The organism is Desulfurococcus amylolyticus Z-533 (assembly GCF_000513855.1).
Classification (GTDB): Archaea; Thermoproteota; Thermoprotei_A; order Sulfolobales; family Desulfurococcaceae; genus Desulfurococcus; species Desulfurococcus amylolyticus.
Genome location: NZ_KI911318.1, coordinates 688,723 through 705,338, shown reverse-complemented (window position 1 = coordinate 705,338; position 16,616 = coordinate 688,723). Strand labels below are relative to the sequence as shown.

The 16,616-nt window shown below is 46.5% G+C and carries 19 protein-coding genes and 1 tRNA gene; 14 read left to right on the top strand and 6 right to left on the bottom strand.

The window, feature by feature from the left end; genetic code table 11:
• The first annotated feature begins 7 nt into the window (after window positions 1-7).
• Together metG and SPHMEL_RS03725 are read left to right on the top strand one after the other, a co-directional pair.
• On the top strand, window positions 8-1,519 hold the full coding sequence (gene metG, locus SPHMEL_RS03730; RefSeq protein ID WP_042667408.1) for a methionine--tRNA ligase: 1,512 nt from the start codon (window positions 8-10) through the stop codon (window positions 1,517-1,519).
• A gap of 9 nt (window positions 1,520-1,528) precedes the next feature.
• Window positions 1,529-2,518: an ROK family protein gene (locus SPHMEL_RS03725; protein WP_042667939.1), complete on the top strand. Its 990-nt coding sequence runs from the start codon at window positions 1,529-1,531 to the stop codon at window positions 2,516-2,518.
• Window positions 2,519-2,559: 41 nt separating this feature from the next.
• On the opposite strand, the gene SPHMEL_RS03720 is transcribed toward SPHMEL_RS03725, so the two are convergent.
• Window positions 2,560-3,909 carry a hypothetical protein gene (locus SPHMEL_RS03720; protein ID WP_042667407.1) on the bottom strand — a complete coding sequence of 450 codons (1,350 nt, stop codon included), beginning with the start codon at window positions 3,907-3,909 and terminating at the stop codon, window positions 2,560-2,562.
• A gap of 156 nt (window positions 3,910-4,065) precedes the next feature.
• On the opposite strand from SPHMEL_RS03720, the gene SPHMEL_RS03715 reads away from it, so the two are divergent.
• Window positions 4,066-5,049, top strand: coding sequence for an isoaspartyl peptidase/L-asparaginase (locus SPHMEL_RS03715; RefSeq protein ID WP_042667406.1), 984 nt, complete (start codon window positions 4,066-4,068; stop codon window positions 5,047-5,049).
• 2 nt (window positions 5,050-5,051) lie between these two features.
• Window positions 5,052-5,660 (top strand): HAD family hydrolase, encoded by a 609-nt coding sequence (locus SPHMEL_RS03710; protein WP_042667405.1) that lies wholly within the window; start codon window positions 5,052-5,054, stop codon window positions 5,658-5,660.
• Here SPHMEL_RS03710 and SPHMEL_RS03705 read toward each other — a convergent pair.
• Together SPHMEL_RS03705 and amrS are read right to left on the bottom strand one after the other, a co-directional pair.
• The gene (locus SPHMEL_RS03705; protein WP_042667404.1) at window positions 5,627-6,412 is read right to left on the bottom strand and encodes an ATP/GTP-binding protein; all 786 of its coding nucleotides are present in this window, start codon (window positions 6,410-6,412) and stop codon (window positions 5,627-5,629) included. The two genes, SPHMEL_RS03710 and SPHMEL_RS03705, sit on opposite strands and share 34 nt — an antisense overlap.
• Before the next feature lie 6 nt (window positions 6,413-6,418).
• Window positions 6,419-7,501: an AmmeMemoRadiSam system radical SAM enzyme gene (gene amrS, locus SPHMEL_RS03700; protein WP_042667403.1), complete on the bottom strand. Its 1,083-nt coding sequence runs from the start codon at window positions 7,499-7,501 to the stop codon at window positions 6,419-6,421.
• Window positions 7,502-7,553: 52 nt separating this feature from the next.
• On the opposite strand from amrS, the gene prs reads away from it, so the two are divergent.
• The 9 genes from prs (at window position 7,554) to SPHMEL_RS03665 (ending at window position 13,364) form a co-directional block, all read left to right on the top strand.
• Window positions 7,554-8,456, top strand: a complete 903-nt coding sequence (gene prs / locus SPHMEL_RS03695) for a ribose-phosphate diphosphokinase (RefSeq protein WP_042667402.1) — start codon at window positions 7,554-7,556, stop codon at window positions 8,454-8,456.
• 19 nt (window positions 8,457-8,475) lie between these two features.
• Window positions 8,476-9,486 carry a TRM11 family SAM-dependent methyltransferase gene (locus tag SPHMEL_RS03690; RefSeq protein WP_042667938.1) on the top strand — a complete coding sequence of 337 codons (1,011 nt, stop codon included), beginning with the start codon at window positions 8,476-8,478 and terminating at the stop codon, window positions 9,484-9,486.
• The gene (locus tag SPHMEL_RS03685; RefSeq protein WP_042667401.1) at window positions 9,476-10,225 is read left to right on the top strand and encodes a ribonuclease Z; all 750 of its coding nucleotides are present in this window, start codon (window positions 9,476-9,478) and stop codon (window positions 10,223-10,225) included. The genes SPHMEL_RS03690 and SPHMEL_RS03685 overlap by 11 nt, the downstream gene beginning before the upstream one ends.
• An 85-nt stretch (window positions 10,226-10,310) precedes the next feature.
• The gene (locus tag SPHMEL_RS07315) at window positions 10,311-10,457 is read left to right on the top strand and encodes a hypothetical protein (protein WP_198011714.1); all 147 of its coding nucleotides are present in this window, start codon (window positions 10,311-10,313) and stop codon (window positions 10,455-10,457) included.
• Window positions 10,458-10,633: 176 nt separating this feature from the next.
• Window positions 10,634-10,894, top strand: coding sequence for a 4Fe-4S dicluster domain-containing protein (locus SPHMEL_RS03680; RefSeq protein ID WP_048058805.1), 261 nt, complete (start codon window positions 10,634-10,636; stop codon window positions 10,892-10,894).
• A complete protein-coding gene (locus tag SPHMEL_RS03675; RefSeq protein ID WP_232216750.1) occupies window positions 10,891-11,700 on the top strand; it encodes a 2-oxoacid:acceptor oxidoreductase subunit alpha in 810 nt (269 codons plus the stop codon). The genes SPHMEL_RS03680 and SPHMEL_RS03675 overlap by 4 nt, the downstream gene beginning before the upstream one ends.
• A complete protein-coding gene (locus SPHMEL_RS07520; protein WP_232216749.1) occupies window positions 11,675-12,016 on the top strand; it encodes a transketolase C-terminal domain-containing protein in 342 nt (113 codons plus the stop codon). The genes SPHMEL_RS03675 and SPHMEL_RS07520 overlap by 26 nt, the downstream gene beginning before the upstream one ends.
• Window positions 12,007-12,837 (top strand): thiamine pyrophosphate-dependent enzyme, encoded by an 831-nt coding sequence (locus SPHMEL_RS03670; protein ID WP_042667400.1) that lies wholly within the window; start codon window positions 12,007-12,009, stop codon window positions 12,835-12,837. The genes SPHMEL_RS07520 and SPHMEL_RS03670 overlap by 10 nt, the downstream gene beginning before the upstream one ends.
• Entirely contained in the window at window positions 12,834-13,364 is a 531-nt protein-coding gene (locus tag SPHMEL_RS03665; protein WP_042667399.1) for a 2-oxoacid:acceptor oxidoreductase family protein, read from the top strand. The genes SPHMEL_RS03670 and SPHMEL_RS03665 overlap by 4 nt, the downstream gene beginning before the upstream one ends.
• Before the next feature lie 13 nt (window positions 13,365-13,377).
• Here SPHMEL_RS03665 and SPHMEL_RS03660 read toward each other — a convergent pair.
• The 3 genes from SPHMEL_RS03660 to SPHMEL_RS03650 all read right to left on the bottom strand — a co-directional run bounded on the left by SPHMEL_RS03660 (window position 13,378) and on the right by SPHMEL_RS03650 (window position 15,465).
• Window positions 13,378-13,450, bottom strand: a tRNA-Ala gene (locus SPHMEL_RS03660).
• A gap of 423 nt (window positions 13,451-13,873) precedes the next feature.
• Window positions 13,874-14,593: a phosphoribosyltransferase family protein gene (locus tag SPHMEL_RS03655; RefSeq protein WP_012608200.1), complete on the bottom strand. Its 720-nt coding sequence runs from the start codon at window positions 14,591-14,593 to the stop codon at window positions 13,874-13,876.
• Window positions 14,594-14,640: 47 nt separating this feature from the next.
• Window positions 14,641-15,465 carry a formate--phosphoribosylaminoimidazolecarboxamide ligase gene (locus tag SPHMEL_RS03650; RefSeq protein ID WP_232216748.1) on the bottom strand — a complete coding sequence of 275 codons (825 nt, stop codon included), beginning with the start codon at window positions 15,463-15,465 and terminating at the stop codon, window positions 14,641-14,643.
• A 9-nt stretch (window positions 15,466-15,474) separates the two neighbouring features.
• Here SPHMEL_RS03650 and SPHMEL_RS03645 point away from each other — a divergent pair, with 9 nt between their 5' ends.
• Window positions 15,475-16,554: an NAD(P)/FAD-dependent oxidoreductase gene (locus tag SPHMEL_RS03645; RefSeq protein WP_232216747.1), complete on the top strand. Its 1,080-nt coding sequence runs from the start codon at window positions 15,475-15,477 to the stop codon at window positions 16,552-16,554.
• Window positions 16,555-16,616 lie beyond the last annotated feature (62 nt).

The window sequence follows — 16,616 nt, the reverse complement described above, 5'->3', positions numbered from 1 at the left end:
GTCTAACATGAGTGTGTTTTATGTGACTACACCGATATATTACCCTAATGCACCACCGCATATAGGGCACGCGTATACAACAGTATTCGCTGACGTGCTTGCAAGATTCCACAGGTTGACTGGTGGCAAGGTCTTCTTCCTAACCGGTAATGATGAACATGGATTGAAGATCCAGAGGGTTGCAGAGAAGGCGGGAAAACACCCCAAGGAATATGTTGATGAAATGGCCAACCTGTACAGGGAGTACTGGAGAATATTGAATATCTCGTACGACTATTTTATAAGGACAACTGATCCCTACCATGAGAAAGCAGTTAAGGAAGCATTTAACTACATATACGGGAAGGGCTTGATATATAAGGCGAAGTATAGTGGGATGTATTGCGTGGACTGTGAGAAGTATTATTCACCGGGCGAATACACGGAGGTTGAGGGCAAGCCCTACTGTCCAATCCATAACAAGCCCTTGGAGTACCTGGAGGAGGAGACGTATTACTTCAAGTTATCGGAGTTCAAGGATTACTTACTGGATGTACTTGAGAACCAAGATATAGTATATCCGTCCCAGTATGCTAGAGAAGTAGCCTCCAAGATAAGGAATGAGGGACTAAGGGATGTCTCGGTGGCTAGGCCTGTTGAAAGAGTATGGTGGGGTATCCCGGTTCCATTCGATGACAAATACGTTATCTACGTGTGGTTCGATGCTTTAATGAACTATCTCAGCGGGATAGGGTATCCCGATGACAAGGAGAAGAACACGCTCTACTGGAGCAACGTGCATCATATAATAGGCAAGGACATACTATGGTTCCATACAGCCGTATGGTTCTCCATGCTGAAAGCACTAGATATGCCTCCTCCGAGGAGGGTAATAGTTCACTCATATCTGATCAGCAAGGGCCTAAAGATAAGTAAGAGCATCGGCAATGTGATATCTATAGAGGAACTAGTGGAGAGATATAATGGTAGCGACGGCGTGAGATACCTACTCTCAAGGATATTTAACACGGATAAGGACAGCGAGGTCTCCTTCGAGTTACTTGACAGCATCTATAACACGGAGCTCGCCGATACATTTGGAAACCTGGTTAGGAGAGTTGGGTCGCTAGCATTAAAAAAGATGGGTGGCAAGGTATATAAGAGGAGTATTGATGAGAATGTAGCCGATGTAATTAGCAGTGGTATCGGGGCATACCTCGATGCAATGAGGAGTTACGAGGTCTCTAAGGCTCTAGAGCACGTGATGAACATAGCTAGATACGCTAACCAATATATTAATGAAACCAAGCCCTGGGAAAGGTCTAATCCAAGCAAGGAGCTGTATACGTTACTGGAGCTGATCAAGGTTGCAACAATACTGCTTCACCCGTTCACGCCAATGGCATCTTCGAAACTAGCCTCTGCATTCGGGTTTGAAATAGAGAACCCAGTGAACATGGAGCCCGGGAAAACTGAGAGATACACCATCACTGATGCACCAATACTCTTTAGAAAAATCCAGGTTAAACAAGAGGGATAGATGGTAGGAATGGCCAGGTATCTGGCGGTGGATCTGGGTGCAACTAAAACCAGGATAGCTCTGTGCGGTCAGGACAGGATACTTGATAAAATAGTTTTTCCCACACCCAAAACCGGTAATAATACAACGATAGCTGAGTCAATAGTTGCTAAAGCTAGAGAGAAATGGAGTAGTGTACTAGACAGTGTAGAAGCAGTTGGCGTGGCATCAATAGGTCCACTAGATTTAAGGAGGGGAGTCATTGTTAAGCCGCCTAATCTATTATTCAATGAAGTAAAGCTACTAGAACCCCTGGAAAGAATGCTCGGTAAGAGAGTATACGTTGTAAACGATGCTGTAGCCGCTGCTTGGGGAGAGAAGCACTTTGGCTCTGGAAGAAGCTTCGAGAACCTGCTCTACGTGACGCTGAGTACTGGTGTGGGGGGCGGTGTAATAGTGAATAATCATCTCTTACTAGGCAAGCAGGGAAACGCACATGAAATAGGTCACATCGTGGTTGACTACAACTCGGAACTCAAGTGCGGTTGCGGCGGCTACGGGCACTGGGAGGCCTACGTTGGTGGAAGAAACTTACCAAGAGTAGCGAGGTGGCTACTTGAGAGGAACCCAGGGCTAGCCTCAGGTAGTCTCCTCGCCAAGAGGATCTCAATAGGGGAGCAGGTGACAAGTATAGATATATTTACACTATACAGGAGCAATGACCCCCTCGCCTTAGAGGTGGTGAAGCAATTTATTAAGGCAACGGGAGCTGGGCTCGCTTCAGCGATAAACTCATATGATCCAGAGGTAGTCATCATCGGTGGAGGAGTATTCATCAATAACATTGATATACTGCTTGAACCCATAAGGAGGGAAGCAGAAAGAAACATTGTGACAACTCCGCCTCTGATACAGCCAACAACGCTTGGGGACGATGTGGGATTATATGGGGCATTAGCGCTGGTTATCGAGCCCCCGGAGGAACTCTTGAAGCTACAGTCATCAATAACTACTCAGTAAACGCTTCCCGCTGGACAACCCTATATAGTTGACGCTCCACTCTAGAGGTGGCTTCTACTAGTAGTTGGACCACGTACCTGTATTATGGTGATCGCCTCTAGGACCGCTGCTAACAGTAATAGTAGTATACCTGCTAAAACTATTGTAAGATACTTTCTACTGGTTTCCAGCCTTGTAACAGAGGATGCTAGTATAGAGTACGCGAGTAACTCGGTGATCGCGTATGGATATAGTAGGATGGAGAGCGTTCTTAAAGCGGTGTCTAGTGGGAGGCCGTAAATCGTCAAGCCGATTATTATCCCAGCATTACCCACCCCTGATGCAAGGGCAAGCGAACCCATTGGAATAATCGATGGGATCGATATGGAGAGATTATTGAGGAAAACCATTATTATTAGGCTGTATAGCGACGTGGATGAAGCAATACTTCTCATATTTTCTGACACACCTTTAAACAACCCGCTGTAAACAGGGTAGCCGGCTATACCAGTCGCCACTCCTGCTATAAGCAATATATAGGTTAGCGCTATGTTCACCGCGAGTATGAATGGATAGCTTTTATCCCTCAGTATGTGGTTCAACGCGAACCATGTCAGGCCTAGTGATAGATTAGAGACAAAGCTGTATGGTACACCAATATAGGCGAGACCCCATGTAAGCCCCAATATAAATAACACGACTCCAATAACACGCGAAGTCAGCGAACCCCCCTCTCCCTCAGTTACCTCCTGTTGTAATGGGCCAGGTGGATTTGGATGGGTGCCGTGTACGCGTGTGATATGGTTGTTGAACTCCTCGATGACCCTGTATGATAAATATGATGCGTAGAGGCCGAGTGTGGCCACGGTTAATGCTAAATCTAAAGCAATATCGGCTATCGAGTAGTCCCTGAGGTAATTACGGCCCAATAACACCTTCTCCTCCTCTACCACATGTCTTCTAACAGCCTTCCTGGCAAGTACTAGTATAACTGGGTAAGCGCCTGTGAGAAGCACTAGGAGGATGCCTGTACTGGGTGATGGAAGAGTTGATGATGTGACAGCACTGCGTATGTATAGTAGGGCCCCGTTGAAGTCTCTCCCACGAGTGAAGTAGTATGTTACAACACTGCTTTCATAGAGGTGTTTCTTAATAGAGTATAGTAGATAGTATGATGAGAGCGCTGAGGAAATAAGATATGCGAGAATAAACACTGTAGATGGTGCCAGCGTCGCAGGGATACTCTGTATGTCTAACACTGTATTGATGTTGTATAATATAATTAACACTGCTGGAGCAATAAATATACCTGGCAATACATGGATGAAGGGGTTTTCCCTTTTAAATGTGACCGAGGAGACGACCTTGGATAACTCGTCGTTGATGTCACTTCCCATGGCTACACTGCTCATTCGCTCTCACCACGAATCTGGCATCTATCTTTATCTGGAAGCTAGTTAAATACATTATTAATATAAGGATCCTAATCCATGGGAATACGGTGGTTCACTCATAGCTGTCTTAGAGTTTTAAACTATAGTGGCAATCTATACTATGATGGTGAAAACATGGTTAAGGCCCTTATTCTCCATGGTGGAGCTGGAAGCTGGAGAGACGAATCTATTAGAGTTAAAGCCGAGAAGGTTGTCGAGGAGTGTACCAGGCGTGCTTGGCGGATACTCGGGGAATCCAATAACGCCCTCAACACAGTAGTTGAGGCCGTGAGATGCATGGAGGACTCGGGAATCCTTAACGCTGGCTACGGCTCTACCCTTGATCTACTCGGTGGGAGAAGCCTTGATGCCGGTTTAATGACTTCAACAGGCCTCCTCGGTGCTGTCGCAGCTGTGAAGGCTACACGTAACCCGATCCTACTGGCTAGAATAGTCGCGGAGGAGACACCCCATGTACTACTGGCTGGCGGGAGCGCTGATGAATTAGCCGTGTTAAAGGGTTTACCACCACTGCCGCCACCGCCTCCACACGTTGTTGAGAGATATGTTCAGGCAGGTAGGAAGCTACTGGGTGGAGACTTGAAGCAGGACTACTATATGAAGATACGTGAATTCGTGTATAGGCATGGTAGCTCATACTACACTATGCTCAAGGAACTTGTAAACGTCTACGATACAGTGGGGGCTGTGGCGCTGGATGAAAAAGGAGTCTTGGCAGCAGCAACAAGTACTGGGGGAGTCATATTGAAGCTCCCCGGCAGAGTGGGGGACACACCAATACCTGGGGCCGGGTTTTACGCGTCGAGCACTACAGCCTGCAGTGCTACAGGGATCGGTGAATACATTATAAGGGTGATGCCGTGTCTGAGGCTAGACATGGAGGTCTCAGGCGGCATGGATCTCGAGGAGGCGCTCGGAAAGATAATGTATTATACTGAGAAAACCGTTGGGCAGGATGCACTCGGATTCATCGGTGTAAGCAGGGATGGCAGGATATTCTATGCATACAATACTGATGGCATGCTAATAGGGTACATGAGGGATGATGGGGAAATATATGTTGCATCACAGCACCCAGTTAAGGTAAAGGTAGTTTAGGGATGAGCTGTATCGAGACAATAGTCATAGATGTAGATGGAACACTGATACCAAGCCTAGTAGACTTCGATAAACTCAGGAGGAGAATAAGGGAAGAACTAGGTGTGAGCCATGAATTGAAGCCGCTTGGACTATCGCTTTCCAGGCTAGATATACCCGTGGAGAAGAAGAAGCGGGCATGGGAAATGATTGAGGAGGAGGAGTTAAACTCCATAAGGCTCCTTGATCCCGGCTCAGTGAGCACCAATATCAGTGAAGTAATAAAAATGGTGGAGAATGGATTCAAAGTAGTGATAGCCACCCATAGAAGTAAGAGAACTCTTGAACCGCTGCTGGAGAAGCTGTGCCTAACAAACTATATTAGTGAGTACGTGACACGCGACTACTCTATTGACAGGGTTGAGCAGTTGAATTATTTAAAGGCCAAGTACAGCGAGATAGTTTTTATCGGGGACACCATATATGACGAAGAAGCCTCGATCAAGGCTGATATAAGGTTCTATAGGGTTAAATCATACACGGAACTAGCCAGCATATTGGAGTACTTGAGGCTGGAGTGCTCTAGGAGCCGGAAGCATTACAACACTGGGTTTGGCTCTTCTGTTAAATAGTCTTCGCCCCCAGCTAGAACCCTCTGTATCGCTGCGTAAAGAGAATCAAATCCCTCTCCCGCGGTGTTGGAGACCGGTACTATATCGAATACCAATAGTTTCTCGAGGAGCTGGGAGATCTCTGTTTCATCCCATATCATACTGGCCTCCCTATCATTAACTATCATGGAAGCCAGTGCCTCAGGGTCTTCAAACATGTTTAAAAGCTCCTCTAACACTCCGTCTCCAAGTAGATCAGTCTTCGTCAACACATTTACCTGGGGATATCCCAGCCTCACATATGTCGATGCCGCCAAGAGTAGTGATGAGAATATATTGGAGCTCCGGACCATATGCACAGAATCCATGAGATATAATGAGACGGCTTTTGCATTACCGATCAAGGATCTCAACACGATCGAGCCGGTGTCTCTGAAGGCGAAGAGCTCCATTTGGCCAGGGGTATCAATCAATATGTAATTCGCTTTCAAGCTATCTACGAGGTCCTGGAGCTCCTGTATATTGGATATCAGCATATCTATGGATGCTATCAACGCGCCGTTAGGACCTAAACCCGTCTTCCTCATGACTTCACGGGCATCCACGTAGTCCCTTACATCTATATCCGGGTCATATGGGATCTCCTCGACAGCTGGGTCGAGGTTTATTATTGCTGCATCAAGCTGGTGTGATGTTAGATACGTGTATAATGCACTAGTTAACGAGGTCTTACCGCTTCCGGCGGTTCCCAACACCACTACGAAGTACGGCATCTAGGGTCACCAATACATGTATCCCTTATTACCGCGGAATCTTCCTGCAAAGTTCAATCTATAACCGCATTTAGGGCATTTAAAATCCTCTCCGAGCCTCCAATCGATAATATAGAAGCCGTTTCTCTCCACAACAAGGGAGCCGCATCTAGGACAATAGGTATTCTCTAAGGGATGCCCCCACACATTACCTATGTAAACATGCTTTAATCCCGCCTCTCTAGCCGCTTCAGCATGCCTCTCTAACGTCTTAACAGGTGTTGGAGGGATATCCTGCGCCAGGTAGTCTGGGTGAAATCTCAGGAGGTGGAATGGCGTCTCCTCTCCGAGGTTCTCGGCAATCCATTTAGCAAGGCCCGCCGTATCCTCTATTCTATCGCCGACACCTGGAACAATGAGGCTCGTCACTTCGATCCACCAACCCTGTCTCTTCATCTCGATGAGGCTCTCGTATATTGGTGAGGGATCCAGTACACCCATGTACCTCCTATAGAACTCCTTATTACCTGAGGCCTTGAAGTCAACGGTTGCCGCATCCATGAGTTTACCGAGCTTCCTAATGGCCTCAGGTGTCATATAGCCGTTTGTGACCATCGTGTTGAACAAGTCCTTCTCCTTGGCAAGCCTTGCAACATCGTACATGAACTCGTAGAATATTGTTGGCTCATTATATGTGTAGCTTATTCCATCACAGCCGTTACCTAAGGCCTCTTCGACCACTTCCCGGGGTTCATATGGCTTCCCGAAGGCACCATCCCTCCTTGACTGGCTGAGCACCCAGTTCTGGCAGAATCTACAGTAGAAGTTGCATCCGACTGTTGAAATAGAGAATGTGCATGCACCGGGGTTGAAGTGCATTAAGGGCTTCTTCTCTATGGGGTCTGGGTTAGCCGCTGTAAGCAGCCCATACACCAGCGTGTAGAGCCTGCCTTCATGATTATATCTAACACCGCATGCCCCATAGGCTCCCGGCACTATGATGCATCTCCTATGGCAAAGGTTACAGCGTACCCTTCCGTCTCCAAGGGGCTCCCAGAAATCTGCTTCCCTAACCCATGGTAGGTCGGGGGAGAACTTCAAGCTTCTCATCCTCTTAAATAAAATTGTTTAGACCCGTATTATAATATACTGGTGACTCGTGTTGATTAAGGCTGTTGTAACCGGTAACTACCCTGATGGATTCAATATAGCTAGGGGAGTCAATGCCGAAGTAATCGGTATCACGGAGAAAGTGTTCCCCGACGGAGAGCAATACGTGAGGCTTGAGGAGCCGGATAAGGTAAGGGATTCCACGATCCTCGTTATTTCAACCATGTACCCTATGCAGGATCAATCCCTTCTGAAATTATTAATCCTAGCCGACGCCCTGGCAAGGAATCAGGCAAGAGAGTTCATCGGGGTAATACCATACCTGGCCTACTCAAGGCAGGACAAGGTATTTATGCCGGGAGAGCCTGTATCGGCCTCAACAGTGTTACGGATCCTTAAATCAGCCGGTTATAGCAGGCTCGTAGTTGTGGACTTCCATAGCAATAGCCTGCTAAGCGATTTCAAGCCGTACCTTGTAAACATCCTTGTCTCAGACCTCCTTGTTAAAGCAGTGGTGGATAAGCTGGATAAGCCGGTCATCCTCGCCCCTGATAAAGGTGCCTTGGAGAGAGCCAGGTTTGCAGCTGAAAGCATTGGCTTAGACTACGATTACCTGGTTAAATCAAGGGACAGGGTGACCGGGGCCGTGAGCTATGCCCCTAGAGAGGTGAGCGTCGAGGGAAGGGATGTCGTGATAGTCGATGACATAATAAGCACGGGTGGGACAATCGCCGAGGCATCAAGGATCCTCTTGAAGCAGGGAGCTAGAAGAATATTTGTCGCTGCATCCCATGGATTGATGATCGGTAATGCGTTATCGAGGATTATGGATGCGGGTGTCCAGAGAATAATATTAGCTAACACGCTTAGCGCAAGGCTGGAGCACCCGTTAGTAGAGTATGTTGATATATCGTCGAGGATAGCCAGCATGTTGAGAGAGTTAATCCAGGCCTAGGGTAACCGTGGTCCCGGGTATGAAGGCATTAGTTAACTACTTCCTGCTAAGAGGAGACAACGAGGCCCTTGGACGAGGAGAGCTTAAGGCATTACTCGAGGCATACGAGTGTAGAGATGTAGCTATAACATGCTACACAATGCTCTGTATAGTGAGACATAGATGCAGGGATATAGCTGAGAGGATAGTGAGGAGGGCTGGCTACATAAAGGAGGGTGGGCTACTCTTAGCCGTTGACAACCCCTATGATCCATCAGTGATCCTGGAGAAACACTTGCTCGGTAATAGTGAGGTACACGCGTCAATATTGAAAAACAGCGTTAGCAACACTACCGCCGAGAAGTATACTTTATACCTTGGGGAGAGGCATGGCGTAAGAATAGTGAACACTGGGAGATCTAATCTCAGGTTATTGTTTAGCGATGGATTAGTCTTCATAGGGTTGAAGACTGTTGAACAGGACTCTAAAGGCATGTACTATAGGAGTGGAAGGCATAGGCCGTATAAGAGAAGCATAGCGTTGACACCTGATGTGTCAAGGCTGCTGGTGAACCTTACGAGGATCAGGGAGGGGATGGTGTTACTCGACCCCTTCGCCGGCACGGGCAGCATATTACTGGAGGCTTGGTCCATGAATATCAGGGGAATCGGTGTTGAAGTAGACTGGAAGCTTGTTCATGGAATGGAGGAGAACCTTAGATTCTACAATACAAATGCCATACCTATTCTAGGCGACTCCACACTCTTGGATTTAATCAGCGTCGATGCCATAGCAACCGATCCCCCCTATGGAAGAGGAGCTAGCATGCATGGCCACAGCTATCTGGAGTTATACAGCATGTTCATTGATAAAGCATGGAGTATACTAAGGAATAATAGCTACATGAGTTTTATGACTCCAATAGAGCTTGAAGAAGTAGTGGGTGAGCTGCTATGCCGCAACGGTTTCACCGAGGTATCAAGGTATTATCAATACGTTCATGGAGGGCTTACAAGAGTAATCTACGTGGTGAGAAAGAATGAGCACTAAAGTATTCTTCCTAGGTACCGGGGCAGCGATACCGGTTACCAGGGGGCTCCCTTGTATCGCCCTAAGAGTGGATTCAAACATATACCTACTAGACGTAGGCGAGGGATGCCAGTCAAGGATGTTTAAAGCTGGTTTAAGCCCCATCAAGGTGAAGGCTGTCTTCGTAACCCATCCCCATGGAGACCACTATCTAGGGCTCTTCGGGCTTCTCCAGACAATGGGTTTAATGGATAGGAAAGAGGCTCTTAAACTAGTTGTCCCAAAAGAGGTGGAAGAGTATATCAAGGTCGTAGTCGAGAAGAAGTTGATGAGAACGGTCTTCCCCCTTGAGCTAACCGTGATAACCAGTGGCGAGGTCTATCGTGATGAGAAGATCAGCGTGGAAGCATACCCGGTTCAACACGGTGTGGAAGCCTATGGGTTCCGTGTTGGAATAGGTAAGAAATCACTGTGCTATACCGGGGACACTATGCCCTGTAATACTATTGTTGAGAACTGCAAAGGAGTAGATGTATTGATCCATGAGTCAACGTTTACGAGTGAGATGAGTAGTGAGGCACATGAGGAGTATCATTCAACATCTAAGGATGCAGCCCTGACAGCCATCGAAGCCGGGGTTGCATCCCTTGTGTTGACACATATAAGTGCGAGGCATAGTGATGAGGAAGTATTGAGGGATGCATTGAGATTCTTCTCAAACACTATTGTTGCCCGCGACTTCTCAATCCTCTACCTGTAATCTCCTCTCCGCTCTAAGGTGTGGGCTGAAGTCTTTTTGGTGTTTAGAGGAGGGGTTTATACTGGGTTGATAGGTGACAATGGATATGGATCCCAGCCTAGGTGATGGAGTATTACTCCGAGCCTGGATTGACCTAGATGAGAGCCCCGTGCCGTTGGGCTCGGCAGCCGCACATGAACCCGTGGAGCGAGCTGGGAAACCTAGGCACATCAATGAAACCACTATGAAATGATTGAAGTGAACACACGGAGAAACGGCTATTAGGTCAGCATCTATTCGAAGGTTTTCATGTTTTTATCCGTGTTAATGCTTATTCCTCAGCAATCAATTCTATATTATTTATGCAGGATAGAAATTATTTATATATTATAAGTACTTGTATATACTAGTATTAGGGTGGTTAACTTAATGGGGGCTACTTATTCTAGCCTGGGATTGATCACGAGGGAGAACCAGAGATACAGGGTCACAGTAATAGTTGACAGGTGCAAAGAATGCGGTATATGCATCAATGTATGCCCAACAAAAGTCCTCGTTAAATCCAGCGTATTAAACAAGTTCGGCTACCATCCCCCCGAGCCGGCACACATAGAGAAATGCATTGGTTGCAGGCTCTGCGAATACAACTGCCCCGATTTCGCTATATTTGTGGAGGTGGCTTCAAAGTGAGGAAAACCTTTGCCTCTGGTAACATGGCTATCGCTGAAGCCGCTATAGTTGCTGGTTTAAAATTCTATGCAGGATACCCTATCACGCCTAGCTCTGAGATAATGGAGTACCTTGCAGAGCATCTCCCAGGGCAAGGAGGCATCGTGATACAAATGGAGGATGAGATAGCCTCTATTAATGCTATAATAGGGGCATCATGGGCTGGAGCTAAGGCCATGACAGCTACCTCGGGCCCTGGATTATCGCTTATGGCCGAGGGAATAGGACTAGCTGTGATGAGTGAGACCCCAATAGTTATCGTGGACGTCATGAGGACTGGGCCAAGTACTGGTGTACCGACAAAAACTACTCAGGCGGATGTTTTTCAAGTCAGGTGGCTGACACACGGAGACTATATTATCCCTAGTTATATCCCCTGGAGTGTACAGGAGGCCTATGATTTAACAATTAAGGCTTTCAATACTGCTGAAAAACTTAGAACACCTGTAATACTCCTAAGCGATGCCGTGATAGCTCATCTATGGGAACCACTCGTTATCTATGAAAGAGGTGAGGTCGAGATCATTGAGAGGAGGAAACCTACTAGTAAAGATAATTATAAGCCATATATGCCCGGAGACGACCTGATTCCACCAATGGCGTGTTTCGGGGAGGGCTATAACGTGCTTGTCGAATCATTAACTCATGATGAGAGAGGATACTATGCTCCTACAAACACGTATCACAAGAACAGCGTCTTGAGACTAATGCTTAAAATAGTGAAGAACATTAGCTACGTGTATGAACAGGAAACATACAATGGTTGACGATGCCGAGGTACTTCTGGTTTCATATGGTTCAACAGCTAGAACAGTTTATGCAGCAATAAGGGAGCTGAGGCGTAGAGGGGTTAAAGCCGGCATGCTCAGGCCGAAAACCCTCTGGCCATTAGACGAGGAGAGGATCTATAATAGTGTATCAAGCAGGATAGATAGGGTGGTTGTCATAGAGAATAATATGGGTAAATTATTCCTCGATATGAAACGCATTTTTAGAGATAGAGAGGTGTATTCAGCCCCCGTTTTAAGCCTTGAACTACCCACTGTGAAAGAAGTAATCGAGGCGGTGGAGCAATGGCTGTAACCCCTAGATACATACATCAGCTTGACAAGCACCTTAGACTCGACAGGATACCCACATTATACTGTCCCGGATGCGGCCTTGGAATAGGATTAGGAGCCATGCTCAGGGCGCTTGATAAAAGAATCAGTGAGGGGGTAGTGGATAGGAATAAAGTGGTATGGGTTGGAGGTATAGGGTGTAGCGCTAGAATGGCCTTTTACGTTAGCTATGATTCAGCACACGTCCTCCACGGTAGGGCGATACCGTTCGCGACAGGCGTTAAACTCGCAAACCCGGAACTAACATTAATAGTTGTGGGGGGCGATGGAGATATCGCCGGCATTGGGGGCAACCACCTACTCCATGCCGCTAAGAGGAATATAGATATGATCACAGTCATGTTCACGAACTTCGTTTACGCGATGACGGGCGGCCAAGTAGCACCTACGACGCCCCTTGGGGTTAAAACTACGACGACTCCTCATGGTAATCCAGAGCCTCCATTGAATATCATAAAAGTCGTGGCATCGCTGAACGCGAACTATGTGGCTAGGGCTAGTGTAACGACACCGCATTACATAGAGCAGTTCTTCTACAGGGCTTTAGGTATGAAGGGGTTTAGATTCATAGAAGTGGTGAGCACGTGCCCCGAAGTATATGGAAGGCACATCGGGCTCAGAGACCCTGTTGAAATGTATAATGAGTTGAAGAAAAGAGTTAAGTACAAGCCTAATCCAACAATAGATGAAGCCTTAATAGACTGGGAGAAAGGCATAATTATAGGTGAATTCATGGTTCGAGACAACCCATCATACCTGGAGATCATAAGGGGGTTGAAATGAAGGTAGAGGTACTTATAATTGGACGTGGAGGGCAGGGTGTATTACTACTGGGTAGAATACTTGGGTTATCGATCAGCAAGTATGCTGGGAAATATGCTGTAGCCACGGAGACCTATGCTGCTGAAACCAGGGGAGGCGAAAGCAGGACTGATATAGTGATCGGGGATTCCATGTATGATGTAGATTACGTAAAAGTACAGTCACCCGATATAGCGGTATTCATGTATCCCTTTAACCTTGATAAATATTTAAAAATGCTTAGACCAACCACCATGGTTTTCATCGATGAAGAATATGTTGATCCAGGTTTATTCACAGGATTCAAACTATTCCATCACAGATACAGTGAGATAGCTGAATCCAGGCTTGGAACCAGGAGAGTTGCAAACGTGGTTATAGCCGGGCACATGGCCAGGGCAACAAGTATATGGAGCCTAGAACACTTGAAGAAGACAGTGGTGGATTTAACGCCTGAGAAATGGCATCAGTTAAACATTAAGGCTCTAGAACTCGGCTACTCGCTGTAATGTTCTTTTTAAATGGACCGGCCGGGACTTGAACCCGGGACCTCCGCCTTGCGAGGGCGGCGCTCTTCCAGCTGAGCTACCGGCCCACCCATTATTTACTGTGATTAATCATCTGGGTTTTAAATTCTTATATGGCTGAAGGATTTGACAAGTGTTTCTGGGTTGCAGTTTTTCAAGGTTTCCAACGCTTATAAACCGTAGTCTTAGGCAACTCATAATAGTGACCTCTGCCGGATGTTCAATACTCCTGGCAGAGAGAAAACACCTGACCTCCTCCCCGCCCTAAAGGGCGGGGCTTTCAGTTGTAAAGCGGGTTCTCAATAATTATTCCTGCATTACTTGTTTCAACGTATATTTTATCAAATACATTATGACCATTTATCCGAGATCAGTTTAGCAACCGATAGATCCCTGTATAATATCGTATTAGATGCTCATTCACAGGTGCTGAGTGTAGGAGTAGAGTGCCGAGTCAGCTGGGATTAAAAGTGGTCGTTTTGCAGCTTGATTCAAGTCTCTTGGAGCTCCGTAATAACTAGCGCAACATATATTTTCTCTAAATCCTTGGAAATAACCCTGAACCATGAATCTCTAATACCTATTATAGAGAATAATCCAACTGGTTGAGCTCCAGCAGCCTTGATCAACTGGATCATGGCCTTCGAGGTTTTCCCAGTGTTTATCAGGTCGTCCACTATTAAAACCCTATCCTTCTTAGTCAATATATCGGCTGGTGTAAAGAGCATTGTGTAGACTGGTGGATCCCTTGATACATAGGATGCCTGATGATATCCCTTCGCACCTATCTCGGGGCGGTGTTTAGCAACAATGAGCTTGGCGCTCATTACATCAGCTATTCTAGTGGCTAATGGTATACCATCCGACTCCACTGTCGCAACAGCGTTTATCCTGTATTCACGGAACTCCTTGAGCGCTATGTAGGAGAGTATCTTGATTAATGGGATGTTATATGCGATCCTGTATAAGCTGTAGATGCCGTTTTCTAATTCAACGAGCTTCCTCCTAATCAATCCCTCAACGATTTCCCTGCTAGTCAGCTTATTGAATAGGCTGGCCGCCTTCTTTGAGTTAGGTTTAACCCCTTTCCTAATATACCTCCAAAGAATCTGCGTGTCTAATCCCGTTATCTCCTCTAGTTCCTTGTAATCTACGAGCTCCTTGTACGCTCTTAATAAATCCACACTGATAAACCTATAGTCGAGTCTCACTTCAACTACCCCTACTTAACTAATTATATTGGGAGTGGAATTAAACATTATGTGACGATTTTTTCCAATAACCCCTTCTCCAGGGCTAGCCTCACCTCGATAGCTATTCTCCTACCCATGCTAACTGGTTGATCCCAGTACAAGTACGAATACGGGCTTCCATCAATATACAGGTTTGTCCCAGCCACAATTCTCCCAGAGAACTCAAACACCTTTACATTCAACTCTCTATCTATAACGGATTCAAGGCAGAATGGGCCTATAACGCCTGGCGAAACCATGCCACGTGAGGCATCCACAAATCTCCTCCCGTACTCGATTATCTTTGGGAGCAGGCTCTCTCTTAACACTAGTGGTAGGTTTCCCACTACAGTGAACGTGGGATCGATGCCTAGTTCCTCTAGGATTCCAACAGGTAGTCTACGTAGCCCATCAACATCGCTTTCATACCTTATGTCGGCTCCAAGCAACTCAAGTCTGTTTAATACCAGGCTGTAGAAGTAGTGGAAGTATGCTGTGACCCCTACTATGTACTCCTGTATGATTGCCTCCCTGGGGCTTCTTAGCAAGCCATCCTCAATATATTTCCTCAGCTTGGCCTCTATCTCACTATTACTTGAGGCAATGAAGTATCCTTTACCACCCTTAGCACCCGGTAACTTCACTATTACGGGCCCCCTTACATCATCGCTTAACTCGTAGACGCGTGGGGTAGGTATCCCAGCTTTCATGAGGAGTAGCATTTTTAGTTTTTGATCAGCCTCGATCCTCAGTAGGCTACGTGTACCGAATAGGGGTACGTTTATAGATTCACCACATTCAAGGCCAACATACTCCACGAAGCTTCCATACTGAGGAAATTCGGTGCTCAAGGAGAACTCGTGAATGTTGAAGACTCCTCAGAGCTAGAGAGGCTTGTGGCTAAAGCCGGGGGAAGATTTATTCCCACACCGCAGAGACGCGTAGGTAGTGATAAGATGCCAAATGTTATCTACTCAATGGAGAAGTACCTTGAAAACTCAGGCGTCAAGATACTCGTAGAGACAAGCGTCGATGACATAGATGTAGATGGAGGAAGCTATATCGTTAAAACCACCAGCGGCACCTTCACCACGCGGCACCTTATCCTAGCACCAGGTCGTGGAGGTGCAAGATGCTTTTCAACTATATCGAGGAAGCTTGGCATAGAGACTGAGCCAGGCCCCCTCGATATAGGGGTAAGGATAGAGGTACCGTCTTACATAGCGGAGCCAGTGACATCTATTGTTAAGGATCCGAAGATAATACTTTACACTAAATCCTACGATGACAAGGTGAGGACATTCTGTACTAATCCAAAAGGCTTCGTGGTTAGAGAACTATACGATGATGGGACGGTAGGGGTGAATGGTGAAAGCTACATTGAGGTGAAATCCAGGAACACGAACTTCGCGCTACTCGTGACAATCAACTTGACTGATCCAATGGAGGATACTGTAGAATACGGTAAGCACATAGCCAGCCTCACAACGAAGCTTGGAGGTGGAAAGCCATTAATACAGAGGTTTGGAGACCTGTTATCAGGGAGAAGGAGTACATGGGGCAGGATTGGGAGGAGCATCGTAGAGCCGACCCTGAGGGATGCCACGCCGGGAGATATAAGTATGGCATATCCTCATAGAGTAATAGAGAACATTATAGAAGCCATCGAAAGACTTGATGTAGTGATACCGGGCTTAGCATCATATAATACACTACTATACGCGCCCGAGATAAAGTTCTACAGTGTGAAGACACGTGTAAGTAGGAACTTCGAGACAAACCTGGAAAACATTTATGTGGCAGGGGATGGCGCTGGTTTATCGAGAGGTATAAACATCGCGGCTGCTACAGGTGTGCTGGCTGCACGTAGTATTATTGAGAAAGAGGGATTAAGAGAGGCATTTCAAGACCATTTGTTCCTGGATGTTTATTCTCGATAAATTGTGGTCGTCCATCCTTGCTTATCACATCGCAGGCCTATTCCTTATCTAAGTCTTCACTG